General features: G+C 48.0%; 18 protein-coding genes and 1 pseudogene. 4 read left to right on the top strand and 15 right to left on the bottom strand.

The genetic code is table 11. The features are described 5' to 3' along the window. Positions 1-112: 112 nt before the first annotated feature. The 12 genes from ACTNDI_RS03765 to ACTNDI_RS03710 form a co-directional block, all read right to left on the bottom strand. Positions 113-1,255, bottom strand: a complete 1,143-nt coding sequence (locus tag ACTNDI_RS03765) for an ABC transporter substrate-binding protein (RefSeq protein WP_441099418.1) — start codon at positions 1,253-1,255, stop codon at positions 113-115. A 52-nt stretch (positions 1,256-1,307) separates the two neighbouring features. Further along, on the bottom strand, positions 1,308-2,822 hold the full coding sequence (locus ACTNDI_RS03760; RefSeq protein WP_441099417.1) for a sensor histidine kinase: 1,515 nt from the start codon (positions 2,820-2,822) through the stop codon (positions 1,308-1,310). Between the two features lie 151 nt (positions 2,823-2,973). Beyond that, positions 2,974-4,623 (bottom strand): response regulator, encoded by a 1,650-nt coding sequence (locus tag ACTNDI_RS03755; RefSeq protein ID WP_441099416.1) that lies wholly within the window; start codon positions 4,621-4,623, stop codon positions 2,974-2,976. 399 nt (positions 4,624-5,022) lie between these two features. Further along, entirely contained in the window at positions 5,023-6,072 is a 1,050-nt protein-coding gene (locus ACTNDI_RS03750; protein WP_441099415.1) for an ABC transporter permease subunit, read from the bottom strand. Beyond that, positions 6,072-7,121 carry an ABC transporter permease gene (locus tag ACTNDI_RS03745; protein ID WP_441099414.1) on the bottom strand — a complete coding sequence of 350 codons (1,050 nt, stop codon included), beginning with the start codon at positions 7,119-7,121 and terminating at the stop codon, positions 6,072-6,074. Before ACTNDI_RS03745 ends, ACTNDI_RS03750 begins: the two co-directional genes overlap by 1 nt. Beyond that, entirely contained in the window at positions 7,118-8,641 is a 1,524-nt protein-coding gene (locus tag ACTNDI_RS03740) for a sugar ABC transporter ATP-binding protein (RefSeq protein WP_441099413.1), read from the bottom strand. The genes ACTNDI_RS03745 and ACTNDI_RS03740 overlap by 4 nt, the downstream gene beginning before the upstream one ends. A 265-nt stretch (positions 8,642-8,906) precedes the next feature. Beyond that, positions 8,907-10,067: an ABC transporter substrate-binding protein gene (locus ACTNDI_RS03735; RefSeq protein ID WP_441099412.1), complete on the bottom strand. Its 1,161-nt coding sequence runs from the start codon at positions 10,065-10,067 to the stop codon at positions 8,907-8,909. Positions 10,068-10,533: 466 nt separating this feature from the next. Beyond that, entirely contained in the window at positions 10,534-11,280 is a 747-nt protein-coding gene (locus tag ACTNDI_RS03730; RefSeq protein ID WP_441099411.1) for a metallophosphoesterase, read from the bottom strand. Between the two features lie 194 nt (positions 11,281-11,474). After that, on the bottom strand, positions 11,475-12,458 hold the full coding sequence (locus ACTNDI_RS03725; RefSeq protein ID WP_441099410.1) for an alpha-hydroxy-acid oxidizing protein: 984 nt from the start codon (positions 12,456-12,458) through the stop codon (positions 11,475-11,477). 651 nt (positions 12,459-13,109) lie between these two features. Next, complete coding sequence (locus tag ACTNDI_RS03720) at positions 13,110-14,297, bottom strand: XRE family transcriptional regulator (RefSeq protein ID WP_441099409.1); 1,188 nt, start codon at positions 14,295-14,297, stop codon at positions 13,110-13,112. 27 nt (positions 14,298-14,324) lie between these two features. Further along, complete coding sequence (locus ACTNDI_RS03715) at positions 14,325-15,089, bottom strand: DUF5986 family protein (RefSeq protein WP_441099408.1); 765 nt, start codon at positions 15,087-15,089, stop codon at positions 14,325-14,327. A gap of 225 nt (positions 15,090-15,314) precedes the next feature. After that, entirely contained in the window at positions 15,315-16,667 is a 1,353-nt protein-coding gene (locus ACTNDI_RS03710; RefSeq protein ID WP_441099473.1) for an LlaJI family restriction endonuclease, read from the bottom strand. 235 nt (positions 16,668-16,902) lie between these two features. On the opposite strand from ACTNDI_RS03710, the pseudogene ACTNDI_RS03705 reads away from it, so the two are divergent. The 4 genes and pseudogenes from ACTNDI_RS03705 to ACTNDI_RS03690 all read left to right on the top strand — a co-directional run. Continuing rightward, a pseudogene (locus ACTNDI_RS03705) lies at positions 16,903-17,103 on the top strand (terminase TerL endonuclease subunit); the annotation flags it as partial. A 61-nt stretch (positions 17,104-17,164) separates the two neighbouring features. Beyond that, positions 17,165-17,446: a type II toxin-antitoxin system RelB/DinJ family antitoxin gene (locus tag ACTNDI_RS03700; protein WP_441099407.1), complete on the top strand. Its 282-nt coding sequence runs from the start codon at positions 17,165-17,167 to the stop codon at positions 17,444-17,446. Positions 17,447-17,453: 7 nt separating this feature from the next. After that, a complete protein-coding gene (locus tag ACTNDI_RS03695) occupies positions 17,454-17,879 on the top strand; it encodes a putative toxin-antitoxin system toxin component, PIN family (RefSeq protein ID WP_441099406.1) in 426 nt (141 codons plus the stop codon). 69 nt (positions 17,880-17,948) lie between these two features. Then, positions 17,949-18,074 (top strand): hypothetical protein, encoded by a 126-nt coding sequence (locus tag ACTNDI_RS03690; protein WP_441099405.1) that lies wholly within the window; start codon positions 17,949-17,951, stop codon positions 18,072-18,074. A gap of 248 nt (positions 18,075-18,322) precedes the next feature. Here ACTNDI_RS03690 and ACTNDI_RS03685 read toward each other — a convergent pair whose 3' ends face one another. The 3 genes from ACTNDI_RS03685 to ACTNDI_RS03675 all read right to left on the bottom strand — a co-directional run bounded on the left by ACTNDI_RS03685 (position 18,323) and on the right by ACTNDI_RS03675 (position 20,571). Continuing rightward, positions 18,323-18,622: a hypothetical protein gene (locus ACTNDI_RS03685; RefSeq protein WP_441099404.1), complete on the bottom strand. Its 300-nt coding sequence runs from the start codon at positions 18,620-18,622 to the stop codon at positions 18,323-18,325. A gap of 102 nt (positions 18,623-18,724) precedes the next feature. Beyond that, positions 18,725-19,486, bottom strand: coding sequence for an ABC transporter ATP-binding protein (locus ACTNDI_RS03680; RefSeq protein ID WP_441099403.1), 762 nt, complete (start codon positions 19,484-19,486; stop codon positions 18,725-18,727). Next, positions 19,486-20,571: a FecCD family ABC transporter permease gene (locus ACTNDI_RS03675; protein ID WP_441099402.1), complete on the bottom strand. Its 1,086-nt coding sequence runs from the start codon at positions 20,569-20,571 to the stop codon at positions 19,486-19,488. Before ACTNDI_RS03675 ends, ACTNDI_RS03680 begins: the two co-directional genes overlap by 1 nt. Between the last annotated feature and the right edge of the window lie 5 nt (positions 20,572-20,576).

Raw genomic sequence — 20,576 nt, 5'->3', positions numbered from 1 at the left:
AATTACGGATGATCGGAACGATATTGCCCTTATCGGATAAACGGACCAGCGGTATCGCTGGTCCGTAAAAGCCGATCACAATATTATGCGTCCTGTGTGGATTAACAAATCTTTAATAGACTCTTTTCTCCAGAAGATCCTGTGTTACCTGCGTCACAGGATAGGTCTTCCCATCTACAATTACAGAGTGAATCTCCTGGTTTCCGGCATATATTCCTTCATCTACATACCGGATCTTCTCGACACTCTTTCCCTCTTCCAGAGCGAGAATCACCTTCTCAATTTCCGGCCCGAGAAAAGGATTGCACTCACCGTCACAGGCAATGAGTCCCTTTCTTACATACGACAGTGCCTTCTTCGCCGCGTCGAATGCGACAATCATGATCTCTCCGTTATTGATGTCTGTTCCTATGGTTTTCCCTGCGGCCTCCAGTGCCTCAATCGCGCCGTAAGCCTCATTGTCGTTGTCGCAGTAGACAATATTCAGATCCGGATATTTTTCCAGCAGCGCATCCATTGCCTCTCTGCCCTTAGCCTGCGTAAATTCACCTCTTTCTGAACCCACGATCGACCATCCATAGTCCGACGCCGCCTCGCGAAGTGCTTTTTCACGACCGATCTGCGGACTGGACCCGATTGTTCCCTGAATGATACCAATACGAAACTGTGATTCATCCAGTCCTCTTTTCTCTGCAAGAGCGTGCAGCCAGGCACATACTTTATCCCCTTCCAGTTCCGGATCGGAGCCGACCCAGGCTGTATAAAGCGAATCATCCTCCAATGTCAGCTGCCTGTCGGCAACGATGACAGGAATTCCTGCTTTTTGCACATCTCCCAGTACCTTATCCCATCCCGTTTTCACAATTGGTTCCAGGACAATATAATCCACACCCTGCTGAATGAACCGGCTGACCGCACTCACCTGTGCGTCCGGATCGTTCTGCGCATCCTCAAACAGCAGATTATATCCTCTGTCCGTTGTAAAGGTATTACGCACGGAATCAGAATTTGTTCTTCTCCAGTCCGATTCCTCACCGACCTGCGCAAATCCGATGGTGATCGTATGCCCGTCATCTGCGGCAAACTGGCCAGTGCTGTCATCTTGGGAAAAAGAGATGGAAGTTACCGCTTCGTTGTGTTCCGTGCCGCAGCCCGTGAAGCCGCAGAGAGCAGCCAGCAGAAGTCCGCAGAATGGAGCAATTCGATGCTTATTGCGTTTGTGGTACTGCTTATAGCATAACAATTTATTTTGCATAATCACCCCTGTCCCTTCTTTCTTAAATCCGGAAGCCGGAAATTTCTGATGCCTATATTCTGGATAATTCCCCCGGTCCGGGCAGATCTGAATTTCCCGGTCCCGTCAGCGCCGGAATCCTCACGCGCACACAAGTGCCTTCTCCATACACACTCTCCACCGTGACCCCGTATTCCGGACCGTATCGCAGTTGGATCCGCTGCTGTACATTGGCAACTCCGAACCCATGATCGGATTCATCCCTGGCCTGCCCGGAAATCAGCTCACGCATATGCTCCAGCTCCTCAGGTTTCATGCCAATGCCATCATCCTTTACGGTGAAGACAAGATCACCGCCATCCTTCTCCCCCATGACAAGAATGTGACCCATTGCGCGGCGGTTTTTAATACCGTGATACAGCGCATTTTCCACGATCGGCTGCAGCATCAGCCGCATCATATAGTAACCGCCGATCTCCTCCGGAATTTTGATCTCGTAACTCAGGATATCCTGATAGCGAAACTGCTGAATCTCCAGGTAGCTTCTGGTGTGGCTTTCTTCATCCCTTACCGTGATCCAGTCTCTCCCCTTCGAGAGACCGGTCCGGAAAAATGTCGACAGCGAACTCACCATCTTCACCGCAAGCGCGTTTTCCCCTGCCTCTGCCAGCCACATGATGGCATCCAGCGAATTATACAGAAAATGCGGATTGACCTGCTCCTGCAGAAGCTTCAGCTCGAGATCCCGCATCTGGCGCTCATCCCGATGTATATTTTCCACGAGGAGCGAAATCTCCCTGACCATATCGTTAAAGCTGTCCGCCAGCACGTCGATTTCATCGTGAGAATTGGATTCAAAACGAACGGAAAAATTTCCTCCGGAGAACTTCTTCGTTGCCTTCACCAGTCCGAAAATGGGATCTGTGATCTTATGAGTCATCCACCGGGAAAAGGACACCGTCGCCGCAAAAGCAAACACAATCAGCACGACGATGATCCAGGTAAGCACACGCACGCTGCGTGCAATTTTCTCGCGGGACTGCTCCATAAGCACCGCTTCCCGATAGATATACTTCTGGATATTCTCCTGAATCATATCTGTCATGACATAAATATCCGTCTTCAGAATCTCAATATTGTCGTCATAATGACCTCCCTCACGGATATTGTCCGCAACCTCATCGACGCATTTTTCCAGATTGTCAAGAACACGAAAAATCATATCCAGATTATTCTCAACTTCTGAATCATCATTGTCGGCGGCAAGGCTCTTGAAATGGCTTCGCATATCATCGATCAGATAATATGGATTATCCGCATTCTTCTCCTGAATGATCTTATCCCAGTCATTGGCCTCCACTATGAGATAATACATGGTACTGTTCATGTTTTTCTCCCAGTCGAGATTATAACTGTTGACTGCCGTAATGTTCTGTACGCTTCTGTCATACCGGGTGTATATCATATTCAGCAGAACCAGACAGACAACGGACAGTGCCGTCAGCGGGATCGTAATAACGAGTATGATTCTCCAGATCCTGCGTAAAATACTGGTTCTTTTCTCGGTAACGCCTTCCGCCGTTTTCACAAAAGTCCCCCTCTTCTGCCTGTTTCCCTGCCCGTACCTGCAGACCTGTCCTAAAGATCTCCTGTCCCGCGCACGCGCTTATTGCCTGTATGAGCGACGCTCCGTATCTTCTCCGCGGGATCTCCTGTCCCGCACATACACCCATTTTCGTTCACGGATTCTCCGCCTCTGCAGCGCGACTCCGATACTCCTTCGGCGTCATATCCAGTGTCTTCTTGAAGATATAATAGAAATAATGAGCATCGCTGTATCCCACCTTCATGCCGATCTCCGCGCTCGTGAGGTCTGTGGTCTTCATCAGTTTTTTTGCCTGATCCATCCGCAATCCGGTCAGATACTCGATAAAGGTATGTCCTGTCTTCTGGCTGAACATATGGCTCAGATAATTTGACGAAACGCCGATTGCGCCTGCCACCTTTCCCAGTGAAAGGTCGTTCTCGCAAAAATGCTTCTTGATATATTTCTGTGCTTCCTGCGTAAGCGAAAGAGACTGCGTTTCCGAATACTTGTCCCGGAGCGCCAGCGTCGCCGAAAAACACTGCTTCAGCTGACTTTCCGCCTCTTCCATGGAGACCGAAAACGCCTGCGAATAATAAGAGCCGCAGGCTTCCTCAATCTCATCCTTTGTGCACCCGCAGTTTCCCAGAAAGCCGGCGCAGATGAGATATACATCCATCATGATATACTGACGGAAAAGCAGAGACGAAAGATTCCGGATCCCGATATTTTTCACGATCGTGTCACAGAATATATCGATGTCATCGACGTCTCCGCTTGCCAGAAAATTATGAATGTATGTCCTGTCCATCTGCCAGAACTCCACAGCGTCACGGTCCGACAGACTTCCCCGGCCGCTGTCCCGGCTCTCAGAACCCGGCTGTCTCGAAGACGTATCTCTGTCATAGACAAATTCACGCCCCTCATCATACAGGAAGCGCTGCGCGAACATCCGGCCGGCCAGATGATAGGAATCGGCAATCTCACTGATATGTTCTACAACCGGTCCTGTAGAAGTAAAATAAATGTATCCATCCGCATCCGCCATGCCCCGTCTGATCGTCTCCATCACGGAAGCCCGGTTCTGCTCCATCGAATCCGCATCCGATCCGGTAACCAGTATGCACACAGATCCGCCCACCTGCTCATAGCAGAAAACATCCCGCAGCGCATCCAGCATATCCATCACACCGTCGCCCGGATTGTACCTTCGGCCAGCCCGCCTGTCCTGGCTCACCAGACACTGAAACAGAATGATCTGATAGAACGCTGCCGAAAGACGGATACCCAGCTCATGACTCATTTCCATCAGGCGCGTCATAGAGTATCGTCCGCTGATCACATTTTTCAGGAAAGCAGAACGTTCCAGCCGGATACGCTCCTCATGTTCCTTTTCATAAATCGCGCGATAGTTTTCCCTCTCCCGCTCCGCAGCAATATCGGTCCCGATTTTTTTCATCGTCTCCAGAAGCTTTGCGCCTGTCACCGGCTTCAAGAGATATTCCGTCACCCCGATACTGATCGCTTCTCTTGCATAGGAAAAATCGTCATAACCACTCAGAATGATGATTCTCGTGTGCGGAAGACTGCTGCACACCAGTCTGGAGAGTTCCAGTCCGTCCATAAACGGCATACGGATATCGGTGATCAGAATATCCGGTCTGCTCTGCATGATCATCGGATATGCCTTTTCTCCGTCACCTGCCTCACCGGTCAGCTCAAATCCCTCCTGCTCCCAGTTTATCGTTTTTCGGATTGCCTCACGAATAATATATTCGTCTTCCACCAGAAATACCTTCAGCATATCGCACGCCTCCTGTACGGCACAAACTCCCTCTATTAAAACACATCCTGCAGCTGTCGTCATCCCCGCGACCATACATGCATTATGAACGAATCCGACAGCGAACACCCCTTGGAACAGTGATGGTCTTGCTTTCATATGCACATCATGAACCAATCCGACAACGAACACCCCTTGGAACAGTGATGGTCTTGCTTCCATATGCACATCATGAACCAATCCGTCACACTTCGAACCTGTTTATTATACAACACGTCCGGATCCGTTGCTCCCCATAAACGGATCAACGGATCCGGCACAGATCAAAGGTACTCTGACTGCGTTCTGATTCGAGATCACAAAGAGATTCAGACAGAGCGGAAAACTCTGCCTGAATCTCCAATATACCTGCTGTCACACTCAATTTTCTCTTCGCCTCTTGATGTAGGCAAAAATAGCCTGCAGCAGAATGAAAACGCAGAGAAGCGCTGCCGTCATGATGTTCGCCCAGCTCGACAGGAGCTTTCCGTTCGTCATGACCAGGGAGTTGATCGTACCTGTGATCATTACGCCAATCAGCGTCCCCCATACATTGCCGAAACCTCCGGTAAGCAGCGTGCCGCCGATAACCGCGGCAGCGATGGCATCCATCTCAAATCCCTTCGCCTGCTGCACCGAACCGGTCATCGTGTTCAGACAGTACAGAATGGAACCAATGGAACAGAGCACAGAAGAAAGAATATACGCCTCCATCTTCGTCTTCCGGACATTCAGTCCCATCATCCTGGCACTGCTCTCGTTTCCTCCGACCGCATAGAGCACACGCCCGAACTTGGTATACTTCAGAACAAAAAAGATAACAAACACAACGGCAAGCGCGATGATCACCGTAGGACGGATGAACGGCGCGATCATCTTCTTTTTCCCCATGTAACCCAGGAAGGATGGAAGCAGGATCTTCGCATTTGCCCAGCCGTAAAACAGGCTGCTTGCGTCCTTCGTAATCGGAACCTGTTCTGTGTTGATCACGGCTGTCATTCCTCTTCCGAAGAACATGCCTGCCATCGTTACGATAAACGGCTGAATATCCAGATAACCGATCAGGAATCCCTGCACACAGCCCCACACCACGCCGACAATCATCACCAGTACGACAAGCAGAACCGCATTCATATGCTTATTTGCCATACCGTCGGCAAGGATCATGCAATTCATCGCAATCAGGGAGCCGACAGAGATATCGATACCGCCCGTAAGCATGACACAGGTCATGCCGGAAGCCACACAGATCAGACCGGCATTGGTAATGAACAGATTCAGAAAAGTCTGAAAATGAGTAAATCCTTTTCCTGCGTAAATCACGCATCCGATGGCGTACATGCCGATAAACAATAGTATCGTAATAAACAGAAGCAGATTGTTGCTGTTGATTGCCTTTTTCTTTCTCACACTCTGAATTTGTCCAGCCATCATTCTGCCTCCTTTCCTGCCTCAGCTCTTTTTGTCCTGCGCATCGCAGACCATTCCTTGAAAACCGGAGACTGGATCACAACGATGATCACAATGATCACAGCCATAATCGCCGGAGACTGGTCTGTAGAAACGCCCATCGCAAGCAGCGTCGTCATAATGGCCTGGATTGTGTAGGCGCCGACAATAGATCCCGCCAGATTAAATTTTCCGCCGGCAAGGCTGTTCCCGCCGAGAGCGACGGCCAGAATGGAATACATCTCATTATTCAGGCCGATATTATTCGAATCCGCCGAATAAATTCTGGAAGAAGCAATCATACCGGCAACCCCTGCGCAGAGACCGCAGATCGCATAACAGATGAAGCAGATCTTATCCGAGTTGATACCGCAGATCCTTGAAGCCCGGCTGTTGATGCCGACTGACTGAATATATGTCTCCAGCGCTGTTTTTCTGAGAACCAGCTGTGCTGCGGCAATCACGATGATCGTCACGATGATCGGCGTCGGTATGGGAACACCCGGAAGGAAATTTCCCAGATACTGATACGGCTCATATCGGATATAGATAATCTGATTGTTGCACAGAAGCAGGCCAATAGCACGTGCAGCCGTGAACAGAATCAGAGTCGCCACCATCGGCTGAATCTTCAGTTTGGCAACCATCGCGCCGTTGACACAGCCGCTTCCGAGGCCGAACAGCATACCGACGATGATTCCTACGGCAATCGGGGCCACAATACCCGTAACCGAGGTATTCCCGTAACCTGCCAGTACCATGCAGCCTCCGCAGGCCGCCAGTGACATAACTGATCCGACCGAGATATCGGTTCCGGCGGAAACAGCGACAACGAGCGTCTGTCCTACTGCAAGAATAGCGATTTCACTTCCGCGGTTCAGCACATCAATCAATCTTCCGTACAGCACGCCGTTCTTGATTGCTATCGCAAAAAAAGACGGATCCTTGAACAGGTTGATCAAAAGCACCAGGATCAGCATCAGGATCGGCATGAAGAGCGGATGTTTTCTCAATTTTTTCCAGATATTCATTCCGTTTCACCTCCAGCGATCGCACCCATGACGCTCTCCTGCGTCAGTTCAACTTCATTGGAATCCAGTTCCCCTACCTTGTGACCGTCACGCATAATCAGAATCCGGGAGCAGGTTCGCAGCATTTCATCGATTTCCGAAGAAATAAAAATAACGCTCATGCCCTGCGATGCGAGCTGCAGAACCAGCTTCTGAATCTCTGTTTTTGTACCGATATCAATACCTCTGGTCGGCTCATCCAGGATCAGAAACTTCGGATTCGTCGCCAGCCAGCGCGCCAGAATCACCTTCTGCTGATTGCCGCCCGAGAGCTGACTGATCAGCGTTTCACGGGAGGATGTTTTGATCTGAAGCATCTTGATATATTTGTCTGCAATCTCATTCTGCTTCGCCGTCGGAATCCGGTGAAACACTCCTGCCCTTGCCTGCAGTGCGATACAGATATTTTCACGGATGGACAGACCGGCGATGCAGCCATCCAGCTTGCGATCATCCGGCAGATAACCCATGCCCGCCCGAATCGAGTCCAGCGGCGTATGGATCTTCAGGGTCTTCCCCTCCATCTCCGCATATCCGGTCTGTGAATTGTCTATTCCGTAGATGCACCGCACCAGCTCGCTTCGTCCGCTTCCGAGAAGCCCTGCCAGTCCGACAACCTCTCCCTTTCGGATGGAAAAATCAAACGGCTTGATTGTCCCGCGATGGCTCAGATTTTCCGCCTTATAGAGGATTTCATCCGAGACAGTATGTTCTCCTTCCTTGCGGATGGAGGCGAGATCATCAAAGTCCTTGCCCAGCATCGCGGCCACGAGCTTTACCCTCGGCAGTTCAGCCACCGAATAATCCCCGACAAATCCGCCGTTTCGCATAACGGTGATTCTGTCGCACACCTCATAAACCTGTTCCAGAAAATGTGTGACAAATATGATGCCAACACCTTTTTTCTTCAGCGTACGCATCATATCAAACAGTTTTTCCACCTCGTGGTCATCGAGAGATGAGGTCGGCTCATCGAGAATCAAAACCTTTGCGTCCATGTCGACCGCACGGACAATCGCAACCATCTGCTGAATGGCAATGGAATAGTTTTCCAGCGTTCTGGTTACGTCTACCTCGATCTTCATGCGTTCCATAAGATCCTTCGCCTTACGGTTCATTGTCCGCCAGTCGATGGTATTCAGCTTTGTTCTCGGCTCACGTCCGATATAAAGATTTTCTGCAACAGAAAGATTCGGACAGAGATTGACTTCCTGATATACTGTCGCGATACCGATCTTCTGGGCATCCATCGTCGAATGGCAGTGAACATTGCCTTCGACGCCTTTCACATACACATCGCCGCTGTCCCTTTCATACACACCTGTCAGGCACTTGATAATTGTAGACTTGCCGGCGCCGTTTTCTCCCATCAGCGCATGGATTTCTCCGCTCCGCAGCGTAAGCGAGGCATGATCAAGTGCTACAACGCCCGGAAAGGTTTTGACGATGTTCTTCATTTCCACAAGAACATTTTCTTCCATAGTGATCCGCTCTCCTGTTATCCCAATTGTTATCCCGATGCAATTGTCTTCCGGCTGATCCCTTTCGTCACGCGCGTCATGCACACAAACGCGATTGCAGAAGGGATTTCCGCCAGCCTGAAGTCCTGTCTCGCGCGCGTCATGCACACAAAGGATATGATGGCATGTCATTCCACGCAAAAGGGCTGCTGCTCGAAAAGCGACAGCCCTTCCAGAATTCAGCTGGTGCAACTGCCGGACTTCTTAAAGTCCGTACGTCTGACCATCAGTATCCTGCATCTACGATGCTCTGATCAACTACAATGATATCCTCTGTGACATCCTTGCCTGCTGCGTTGGTGTAACTTACACTCTTAACCGTATCATCATGTGCGTACCACGGCTCAGCCATGTAGGTCTTTTCCGGAACATCTTTGCCTGCCGCAAGCTCAGATACGATCTTTGCGCAGTCAGGTCCCTGCAGCGGGTTGCACTGGAAGTCTGCGTTGATATCGCCGTCAAGAACCATCTGAAGTCCTGCCTTGCATGCATCAAACGAGATGACAATGACATCACCGTCAACACCGTAGGAAACGCCTGCTGCTTTCATCGCATCTACAGCACCGAACGCTTCGTTATCATTCTGACATACTACAACATTGAACTTTCCTTCGTAGGACTTGCAGTAGGACTCCATAACCTTCTGGCCGCCGTCCTGTGTGAAATCTCCGGTCTGCTCATCCAGCTTGTTCCATCCCTCAGATTCTACATACTGATCAAAGCCCTCGCTTCGTCCGATCTGTGCTGAAGATCCGGTTGTTCCGGAGATAACAAGGATATTGAGATCCTTAAGACCCTTTGCCTCTGCATAAGCTTTCAGCCATGCTCCTGCCGCAAGGCCTTCGTTCTTCGTCTCTGTTCCGATCCATGCTGTATATTTATCGGAATCATCGATCGTACGGTCAATGACGATAACCGGAATATCTGCATCCTGAGCCTCTGTCAGAACAGTGTCCCATCCAGTTGCAACAATCGGGTCAATAATGATGTAATCAACCTGCTGCTGAATGAAGTTTCTGACCGACTCAAGCTGTGCCTCGGAGTCATTGTCGCAGTCAACAAACTGAAGATCAAAGCCATTTGCCTCAGAGAAGGCTTCCTTGACAGAATTCGTCGAAGCGGTACGCCAGTCTGACTCATGTCCTACCTGAGAAAATCCTACGGTAATCAGGTCTCCGTCCGTATTTCCCGCGTCAGCGGAAATCGAACTTGCCAGCTCCTCCATATCCTCTGAAGAATCTGCCGCTGCCGCTTCTTCTGATGATGCTGAAGATGCCTCAGATGACTCTGATTTTGCCGAAGTTGCTGAACTCGCAGAAGATCCACATGCCGCAAGTCCTGTGGCCATTACCATGGCAATGATAGTTGCTACGACTTTTCTTTTCATTTTTTTCCCTCCCTTGAAAGAACAATGAAATAAATTTTTGACACCCCCGTGTCAATGATCTTGATGCCTATATCATAGCCAAGGTATCTTGTCTGGTAAATTCAATATCTTTTTGAAAATGTTGTCAAACTACCTGATTTTATCCGCAAAAAAAACAAGAAATCGCATCTCCGGCACAAATTTTCATACCGTGAGTACGATTTCTTATTCCGCATGTTTGTTTTATTGTATAAGCTCTTCGAAAACGCAGACAGGATCGTCGCACGCGAAGCGCGCGTAAGAGACTGGATGCGATTTCGAAGGCAACAGGTATGAGCACGAAGTGACGCGTAAGCGGCGCGGAAGTGCGAATGCCTGTTGGATTGCGGGAGTGCGAAGCACGGAGCAATCCGTAGCTTATACAATATGTAGTGCACCGCTTGCGGGGCATATATAAGCTCTTCGAAAACGCAGACAGGATCCAGGTTTAGTCCATCACCTTCCACGGCTTCCACCGCAGAAAATCCCCTGACACCAGATGATACTGCCTCCCGCGATATTCTCCCTGTATGCTGTCATGGAACCGGCTCTCCCCATGACAGTGCGCGTAAATCACCTGCTCCGCGCCATATTCTTCCGCCATATCCGTAAATCCGCTTCGTTCCTCCAGAATATTTGTCGGCGGATAATGGAGGAACATGATAAACTTCCGGTAGCCGTCTTCTTTCGCCAGCTCAAAGGATTTTCTCAGACGCTTCAGCTCCCGGTCCACCAGCTTTTTCGCATGCTCCTCCGCCTCCTCGTCCCATCCCGCGATTCTCCCGCGGCGGTCCACATAAAAGGGTCCTTCAAAAGTGAATCCCTTTGTCCCGACAAGCGCATAGTCCCGGTACGTCTCATAATTATCCTGAAGAAAGGCAAGCTGTGGCTGATATCTTTCATTCAGCTGCCCGGTTTTCTTTGCATCCCAGAACATATCGTGATTGCCGCGGGTCAGGATCTTGCGGCCGGGAAGATCACAGATATACTGAAGATCCTCTTCACATTGCGCAAGATTCTTTCCCCAGCTGTGATCTCCGACCAGAACAAGCGTATCCTCGTCCGTCATCAGCTGTGTGCAGTTTTTTTTGAATTTTTCCTCGTGCTTCTTCCATACACGGTCATGCAGCTGTCCGGGCGCCTTCAGCTCAGACTGAAAATGAAGATGCAGATCTCCAATCGCATATAAAGCCATACGCAGAAAATTGCCTCCTTCCTCCTTCAGGCATATGGTAATTTTTACCGGTTAAATTTTCATACACCTTTTCCAGAAGCCCCGAAGTGATTTTCGTCACAGCGGGGCTATGTGAGGTATCGATATTCATTGTTCTGAAGAGCGTAAACGGAGCAGCGGCAAACATGTTCCAGGCAAATGCCCTCGGAAAATATCTAAAACTCCGATTTTTCCAAACATGCAAGGAGGTGTCTTCCGTGGTACCAGAGTACCGTTGGATCAAATGCACCCAGCGCTGCCACACCGGTATACCCCATCAGCTCTTTCAGCTGTCTGTTCATCTGCTGCAGCTTTTCCCTCACAGCCGGTGTCCCGTTTTTCAGCAGCCCCGGCAGGATGGCACGCCCGGTCGAAACAGCATCAGCTCCCAGCGCCATGAGTTTGTATGCATCTCTTCCATCATCCACGGAACAGTCCGCGAAAATCTTCATTTTCCCTGAGACTTTCCTGATATCAGGAAGTATCATCGCCGGCGGTACGGCAAATGGCAGTCTGCCGTGATGATGACTGACTACGATTGCATCCACGCCTGCCTTCTCACAGATGGCGGCATCCTTTATGCTGAGGACTCCCTTGGCAACAAACGGAACTCCCAATTCATGTGCAGTCTCTGCAAATCCTTCCATATCCTGATCCGTCAGTGTGCCCATTTTTTCGCCATCGACCACATCTACATTTCCATCATTTCCGATGCTGTGATCGATATCAATGCCAACCGCAAATGCCTGATGTTTCACCGCGAAGGCCATCTGTCTCCTGATCTTTTCATGATCGGCAAAAGGCTTGATGATGCGAATTGTATCAGCGCCGACTGCGGCAATGTCCGCATAATCCGCGTCGGACTCCATGCCGACCCAGTTGACGAGTCCCAGATCCTTTGCCGCCTGCGCATACTCTTCCATTGGCCGGTGATCGAGCCCTGCCTTGTTTAAATGCGAAAATGCCGGCATCATGATCGGAGATGTAAATTTCCGCCCCCAAAGCATCATCGAGATATCTGCCGTATGCGTTCCGATAATGCGCTCTTCTATGAGAATTTCATCCAAAAAATGCCTTGTGTGCCAGCTTGCGTTCGATGCATCTTTTGGCAGCGCCGGAATAAGCCCCTCCGGCCCCGGCCAGTTTGCTTCTTTTTCCATCTGTCAGCCTCCATACTATAAAAAAAGATCAGGAACGGTCTTTCCGGGAAATCCCTACCGCACAATGAATACAGAGCAGCTGATGATGGCACTGTATCATAAAGACATCTGCACGTGCCCGGAATGCTCCGGACATATGATCCGCCTTCCCAGAGGTATGCCCGCAGTCATGCTGCCGCCCATCTCAGGGAGTCTCTAAGCGCGGTGTGCTGAATATCTGGTCATCCAGGCCGCCCGGACAGGACGGCCTTAAAGGCGTGCCTGTCTTTTCTGAATGTTGCCTGCATCTCTCTTTCAAAGTTCATTTTCATCCTGAATTAGAGTGTGTCGGGACACATTAAAACCGCATAATGTGACGCGTGACTTGGTTCAAAAGAAAAGTACGAAATCCGGGGCCTGACGAATATCTCAGGCTCCGCCTTTTTGAGTCCGGACTTCGAACTTTTCTAACTTATTGCTTTAAACATTATCTGTTCTGCATACACTTCTTCGTTCTGAACAGAAATTGAAATGACTTTTCCGCACCACGGGCATTTGATTTCCATCTCGCCTTTTGTGTCTGGTGACAAATCAAACAACCGCTTATTATTACAACATGGGCATCCAACATGAATAGCTTTCTGATTCACTTATTGCACCTCCCGTATTGCTTTATTTAGGTTCAATTCTCGGCTTAATAGAAAGAATCTTCGGACCAGCGTCAAGAGTTCCGGGCTTTAATCCCATCAGATCTTCCATATCCCGCGTATTCAACCATATACCCGCATCACGGAAAGCTCTGACAAGCTCTCTTGCGTTCAAGTATCCGCCATCAAAAAGCACATCTATTGCACCTTGGAAAATAGTACTGTTAAGATTCCCCGGAACATCACCCGGTTCGTGTGTTCTCCAGCCTTTCTGTGAAATCTGGCGCATCATGTACTGAAACTGATTTACGCTGATAATATCAAGCTGCCTTGCCCTGTACATCATTGCCTGCATCGAAACACCCCATTTCTTCTTGAGTGAACGATAGAATTCTATATTCGTGGCATATGGGCTTACCATTTTTCCGAATGATTCTCTCGGAAGCAGGAACGCGCTTGCAAACATATTAGCCTGCCGTTCAATAGCATTGAATTCTTCACGATTCAAATCTTCATTGCTCTCATCCCAATTGTGCATCATAATATGGCCGAGTTCATGTGCCATATCAAAGCGGAGCCTTTCTCTTGGCTTTTTCCCAAGTGCAAGAGCAACAATGTACACAGAATCCCCGTTCTTCACATGCACCTTCTGACTGAAAGCGTCGATTTTATCGTCAACATTACGGAATCCAGTCACAACAATGCCGTTGGATTCCAGAAGAAACTGCATATTTTCAATCGGACCGTTTCCAACTCCCCAGGCCTTTCTTAACGATAGTGTCAGCTTTTCTATTTTCTCCTGCATCTCCTCCGGTTCAGCATTGACAACGTCGTCAGCATCAGCATATATTCCCATGGGAAGAGTGAGATGAAGAGCGGGAAAATCCACATAATTCAGTAAAATTTCATACATTTTTGCTGTGTATTCAAGCTTCTTCTCCTGCGCATTCTGTTCTTTCTTTTTTGCAGCAGCCTGAGACCTGAAATACGTATTAGTCGTTACTGTTGTGCATTTGTCTTCTGACAGGAAATATTCTGACGGAAAATCAAGATTCTTGGCAATTTTCTGAACATTCTCATAAGGCGGCACATTTTCTTCGTTTGCATATAGTGACAGTGACTGCCTGCTTATGCCGGTTTCCCTGGAAAGATCCGCCATTTTCTTTCCCCGAAACTGCAGTGCGTCGCGTAGACGCTGACCGTTAAATTTCATTATATTCATATTCATCAAACGGGCAGCTTAAGCCCGTTTTTCCTCCTGTCCTTTTGCCGTAACAAGCCCGTCCTGTTTTGGAGTAACATTGGTTTTCTGCTTTGGAGCCTTCACTGTCACAAGGCTGCGTACATCATTCTGTATTGTTTCTTCATCGTTGAACTCTGCAGTCAGATCGCCAAAGTCAGGTTTCAGGAATCTGCCAAGCGAATATTCCTTAGCGGTAGCAAGATTTCTGTCAATCAATTTTGCGGCGATATATGTAACATCTGAGCCAGATGTCTCATAAACTACTACCAGATGCTTATAACCGTCTTCGGCAAGGACATCTTCCCCCATGATAGTCTTAAAATCATCGGCATACACATCACTGCTGAATTGTGACATCCCAGGGAAAAGAGTCATCTGCTCATAGATCGGCTCCACATCCGCATTCTCGACATTAGCAATAGTCATCTGATAATGCGGACTTGTCCGATCCTTTTTTCTCGGAATAGCATCAAATGTTTGCTTAGTACAGATGGCAATAGTCACCTTATGTTCGCGGTCAATAAGAATCCGGCCTTCCCAGGCATATCTCTTGAAAGTTTTCAGCTCAACTGTATCCGAAGCTACAAAGTTTCTGAGATTAGTGTTAATCTTGTCCCCACGTACCAGCTTCAGCGCGTTATGCGTCTCGTCTGGATTGTCTGCAAGATAGTCGCGGATGTCAGGACCTACACCCTTTACTACAGCCGCAGTAATTTTCTCGAACAGCTTGTCCATATTGCTAAAATTGAAAGATCCCGACATAATGACCTCCGAATCATAAATCTTTGTGCATTGAAAAGTGAATCATAGTATGTCACGACGCATTAAAAGCCGACTGACATAAAGTATTTTACCATGTCAGTCGTCTTTTGTAAAGTTATGCACCGTTTAAATTAGAACTTGTAAATTAAAATATGCTAAAACGCTATTTTAGTCAATTAATGTTGAATCTGTTTGTCGGGTTTGTCAATCCGATTAAATGCTGCTTTAATTTTCCAAATTCAAAACCTCTATATCTATCGTTGTTTCCGAAAGATAGCAATCAAACACCTTGTGAGCCGGCAGAAGACGGACAGCTATATTTTCAAGCCCAAGCGCATGGAGCATTCTAAGTTCTGCATATCCCTTGTCTATATATTCATCTTTTTCTGTCGGAAAAAGGAAGCAGTTTCTCACCTTCGTTAATCCGTGTTTCTGCATAAAGTCCTTGTATGCAAGCTGGTAAAGATACTGTTTCGTTATTGACTCAATTCCAGGCTGTCCCCGCAGAGCATCTTTTTCCATATAAAGGTTATAGTATTTAGCATCAAATATGATAAAGCAGTCTTCGGAAATCGTAATGAGATCAGGTATCAGGGTATCACTTGCAGTATGACTGTATACATCTCCGGAAGCCTGTGCCGCGGTCCATACTGGCTTCTCTATAATTTCAATGAGTTTCTTTCTGGCTAGCGGCTTATAGTCTTCATCCAGTGGTAAAGGCAATGGGAGATTCCTTAGTTCTGCCTGCAGCATATTGTTGAAAACCGCCGCGCATACCTTTTCCCACACGAGATTGAATGAGTTCGTTCCGAACAAGCTGACACCATCATCCATTTCCGCAACACGCCTGTCTGCAGCAATATATGCATACATCGTTTTCAGCAGAATCTGTTTGCGAGTATTGAACTGCACAGAAAGCTCGCTGATGATACGGTCGAGAATATAATCCGTATCTCCAAAATCGGACACTTCATCATCTGTAAGTTCAAGAGGTTCAATATCAAAAAGCTCTGTCAGCTGCGCTTCCTTCAGCTGTTTTGAACACTCCGTCAGCACCGCCTGATGCAGCCGGTGAAAGTAGTCTGTTTCATCATTCACTGTCCGCCTTGTGAATAATTCCATGTAATATGGCCGTCCGTTGCTTATAACCGGAAAGCATTCATCAATCGTTCTTCCCCAGAGAATATTTCCCTCGCCATTAACCTCGATAACATTCTCATTGTTGCTGTAAAGACCATATTCATAATAATCATTCAGCAGAAACAGAATCACAGCCAGAAGATTGAAGCTTCTGCTCTCGGCATCACCATTAAAAAGATTTATAATCTGCTCTTCGGAGCGGTTGTATTTTGAGATTACACGCATTACCTGCTTCATCTCGGCAAGCGACTGTCCGTTAGAGAAAATGTATTTCGGATAGCATTTGAGAACACGGTCTCCGACCATTATTACACCGACGAACGTAAAGACATACAGATATGTACTGTCGTCAACCTCAACATCGGCTACTTCAACATCTTCCTCCAGAAGATCCGACATGTTCTTCTGAAATTCGGATGCTTTTACGCTCTTCAACACGCCGAACTGCTTGAGTCTGCGTATGACTGGCACGGTTTTTTCTTCGGAGCAATGTAAAATATGGGCAAGTTCCGCCTGCGTGTACCTTTTTTGTTCTTTTACATACTCCGATATCATTCTTCAGATGCTCCATCCGGATCTGTCTGGGCATATCCATTATGAGCAAGACAGCAAAGCAGACCCCCGGCGAGGAGAACGCCTTCCGGCAGCTGAGACTTAATCAATAGGTGAAGCAGGCCGTCCGGTGCTCCGCTTGATGATGGATAACATCTTCATCCGCCGTGACCCTGCAGGAAACATCAAGGCTGATAAGGAGAAATCAACGGAGAAAATCGACGGCGCGGTCGCCATGATCATGGGGCTTGACCGGGCGATCCGCTGCGGAAATGACAGCGGCGAATCGTTTTACGATGACCGAGGAATTCTATTTTTGTAATCATATGATTGCATTTGTATTTGCTTTGTGCTAGTATGAAATCAGAAAAGGAGGTGTTCTTATGGCAAACACACTTGTTCAATTCCGTACAGACGAAACCGAGCGAACCGAGGCAACTCAAATTTTAGATCAGCTGGGTCTGGACATGCCATCCTATCTGAGAATGTGTGTCTCCAGACTGGTCAGAGATCGGGGCATCCCTTTCAGCATGAAAATTGATGAGGCATCTGAAAACAAGGGCGTCTCTGCTATGAAGCGTGCCAGCCGGATTGCGGAAGAAAATGGTATCTCGGATATGACGCTTGATGAAATCAATGCCGAAATAGCAGAAGCCAGAAAGTGAGGTGTCTGTGAAATATTTTGCAGTGATTGATACCAACGTTCTGGTTTCCGCAGCACTAAAATGGAAATCCGTCCCCGGAAGCATAGTAAACCTGACGTTCAATGACGTAATTGTTCCTCTGGTAAATAAAGAAATTCTTGAAGAATACCGTTCTGTTCTTTTACGACCGAAGTTTCATCTTACAGAGAAAATTGTCCAAGATATCATCGATGAGTTTGTTTCTCATGCACTGGATATTTCTGAAGAACACCTGGATATTGATCTTCCGGATTCGAAAGACAGAGTGTTCTACGAAGTTACGATGCAGGCCAGAAAAGATGAAGATGCATATCTCGTAACCGGAAATATCAAGCATTTTCCTATAAAACCATATATAGTAACTCCAAGGCAAATGCTTGATATTATACTGAATGCCACAAATGATAACGAATAAGAACTTTTACCAGCACCAATCCATATCACGGATCGGTGCTTTTCTTATGTCATTTTTAGGAGAAATCAGATGAGAGTATTTTTGAAGCTATTTACAAGAGATAAGCCCAGGGATTCAACGAACGGCTCCGGCTTTCGCTACTACTTCGGCGGCACAACTTCCGGCAATACGGTAACGGAACGGTCTGCATGCTGATTCCCACTGTATAATCGTCTAAAGCCCTGCACTCTTATTTTTGACCTTGCACCCTTTTTCTCTGCTGCTACACATTAACAAATGGCAATACCCTCTCACTTTTTTCTGCGGTCTCTGAGTTCTATATAAGTGAGCAACGCACCCCTCAATTCCTCACTGAATCCGTCAAGATCCGTGGCAGAAATTGCCCCTTCGTCCAAAAGATTCATCGGAATAAATTTCATATTGTGCAGCGGCATCACATGCAATCAATCATCTTCGTCACCTTCACCGAGTCCATAGTTAAGGAACTCATTATATCTCGCGTTGGCTGTCTCCGCCTCTTTCTTCGCGATCCACCGCTCACGGTCGCTCATGATTGCCAGCATCTCATCAGCGATTTCCTCCGCTGTCCGCGGCTTTGCGGCATACAGATATGCCGTCATGCGGCGCATGGTCTTTTCCGATCCGAGATTCTTTGCAATCGCCTTGCCGAATTCTTCCGGGTATCCCATATGAATGATTGTCTCAGGCAGCTCGCGATAAGCCGCTTTCCATGATTCTATCACGACGCTCGCCGCACACGAATACTTCGCATTCGGCTGCGGCTCACTGTTCGCGTAAATAAAAATCCAGCCCGAGAAGGCTGGAAAAAACGGGATCAATGTTCATCAGGAACGCAGATATATGATATGCATATGCCCGTCAGCATCGTAGACAATCTGGCTTTCTACATGATAGACTTCCCTGATCATTTGTGTCGTGAGTACTTCTTCCGGCGTTCCGCTGGCCAGGATCTGTCCGTTACGCAGAACATAAAGTCTGTCGCAGAACATGGCTGCCATATTCAGGTCATGAATCGCGGAGATGACAGTAATATTCAGGCTTTTAACAATATCCAAAAGCTCCAGTTGATAGGTAATGTCCAGATGGTTGGTCGGCTCGTCCAGGATGAGGCACGGCGTTTTCTGCGCCAGTGCCCTGGCAAGAATCACTCTCTGCTGTTCTCCTCCAGAAAGAGTGGAAAAACTTCTGTCCGCCATAGAAAGCATATTTACCTTTTCTAACGCTTCCCTCACAATCCGATAATCCTCCGCGTTATCTCTCTCAAAGGCAGATTTATGCGGTGCTCTTCCCATCAGGACTACCTGCGTGACAGAAAAATCAAAGTTATAATAATTATGCTGTGCCACCACAGCCATTTCACGGGCAGACTGTTTATAGGACAGGTGCGCGATATCCTTCTGATTGATATAAACAGCCCCCTGATCTGGTTTCAAAACCCGGTAAATACATTTCAGCAGAGTAGATTTTCCGCTTCCGTTGGGTCCGATCAGTCCGATGAACTCCTGGTTTTCCGCTTTAAAACTGACAGAACTAAGGATTTCTCTGACTCCGTAGGAAAGCCCGATATCTTTTACGCTTACATCCATTACTGACTGCCTCCAAAACCATAGGATTTGCTCGCCATCAGATAAATAAAGCACGGCGCTCCGATCATGGAAATCAATATTCCAATCGGCATTTCAGAATTTGGAAGGATCACCCGGCATGCCACATCTGCCCAGATCAGAAAAACAGCGCCGACCAGTGCCGTCACCGGAATCAGTCTCCTGTGGTCTGTGCCGAAAAACATCCGTACCACATGTGGTACAATCAATCCCACAAACCCGATGGTTCCCGCGGAATACACCGCAATACCTATCATCAGAGAAGCCAGAACCATATACCAGCTCCGGATTTTCTGAAGATTTGTTCCAAGAGTAATCGACGTCTCGTCTCCCAGAAGCATCAGATTCAGATTTCTGGATTGTGTCCAGAATACAATGACTCCGGCAAGCACAATCGGAAGAATCCCGGGTACATCAGACCAGCTGGCGCCTCCCAGACTTCCCATCATCCAGAACGTAATTTGTGCCGTAGCATCCTTGTTATTAGCAAGATAGATAAAAAAGCTGGAGAAGGCGGAGCAGACTGCACTGACTGCCATACCGGCCAGAATCATTTTCCCTGCATTGGACGGACCGCCTGTATTCGCGATAAATAAAACGGCAAAAGAAGTCAGCATGGCTCCTAAAAAAGCCATAGCTCCTACCGCTCCGGCTCCGAAAAAAGATCCGGCTCCAAAAAGGATTGCCAGCGTGGCTCCCATCTCAGCGCCTGAGGATATACCAAGCACATAGGGATCCGCCAGGGGATTTTTTACAATCGCCTGCATGACCGCGCCACAGACAGAAAGCGCCATCCCCACGGCAATGGCAAGCATGACGCGGGGAAAGCGGATCAGCCATACAACATCGTGAACGGCTCCTGTATGGTAGGCATCAAATTTCCGGATGTGAAAAAGCTCCCGTAATACCACCTTATATACATCGGCAACTGAAATATCGGCATTACCGAAAGTAATGGATATCAGGACAGAAGCGGCCAGCAGCACGGCAAGAATAAGAACCGTCATTCCATATGCCGCAGCTGAAACCGGATGCTGTTCTGTATCTCTTTTTTTTCTCTTACGCACGTTCC

This window comes from Bilifractor sp. HCP3S3_D3 (assembly GCF_052063915.1).
Lineage (GTDB): Bacteria > Bacillota > Clostridia > Lachnospirales > Lachnospiraceae > Bilifractor.
The sequence above is the reverse complement of the archived record's forward strand: the minus strand, read 5'-3'. Positions and strand labels throughout refer to the sequence as shown.

Bases quoted from the DNA above. Each gene is read 5' to 3' on its own strand.
- ACTNDI_RS03765 (WP_441099418.1), bottom strand. From the start codon at position 1,255: ATGCAAAATAAATTGTTATGCTATAAGCAGTACCACAAACGCAATAAG.
- ACTNDI_RS03755 (WP_441099416.1), bottom strand. From the start codon at position 4,623: ATGCTGAAGGTATTTCTGGTGGAAGACGAATATATTATTCGTGAGGCA.
- ACTNDI_RS03750 (WP_441099415.1), bottom strand. From the start codon at position 6,072: ATGGCTGGACAAATTCAGAGTGTGAGAAAGAAAAAGGCAATCAACAGC.
- ACTNDI_RS03745 (WP_441099414.1), bottom strand. From the start codon at position 7,121: ATGAATATCTGGAAAAAATTGAGAAAACATCCGCTCTTCATGCCGATC.
- ACTNDI_RS03740 (WP_441099413.1), bottom strand. From the start codon at position 8,641: ATGGAAGAAAATGTTCTTGTGGAAATGAAGAACATCGTCAAAACCTTT.
- ACTNDI_RS03735 (WP_441099412.1), bottom strand. From the start codon at position 10,067: ATGAAAAGAAAAGTCGTAGCAACTATCATTGCCATGGTAATGGCCACA.
- ACTNDI_RS03730 (WP_441099411.1), bottom strand. From the start codon at position 11,280: ATGGCTTTATATGCGATTGGAGATCTGCATCTTCATTTTCAGTCTGAG.
- ACTNDI_RS03725 (WP_441099410.1), bottom strand. From the start codon at position 12,458: ATGGAAAAAGAAGCAAACTGGCCGGGGCCGGAGGGGCTTATTCCGGCG.
- ACTNDI_RS03720 (WP_441099409.1), bottom strand. From the start codon at position 14,297: ATGAAATTTAACGGTCAGCGTCTACGCGACGCACTGCAGTTTCGGGGA.
- ACTNDI_RS03715 (WP_441099408.1), bottom strand. From the start codon at position 15,089: ATGTCGGGATCTTTCAATTTTAGCAATATGGACAAGCTGTTCGAGAAA.
- ACTNDI_RS03700 (WP_441099407.1), top strand. From the start codon at position 17,165: ATGGCAAACACACTTGTTCAATTCCGTACAGACGAAACCGAGCGAACC.
- ACTNDI_RS03690 (WP_441099405.1), top strand. From the start codon at position 17,949: ATGAGAGTATTTTTGAAGCTATTTACAAGAGATAAGCCCAGGGATTCA.
- ACTNDI_RS03680 (WP_441099403.1), bottom strand. From the start codon at position 19,486: ATGGATGTAAGCGTAAAAGATATCGGGCTTTCCTACGGAGTCAGAGAA.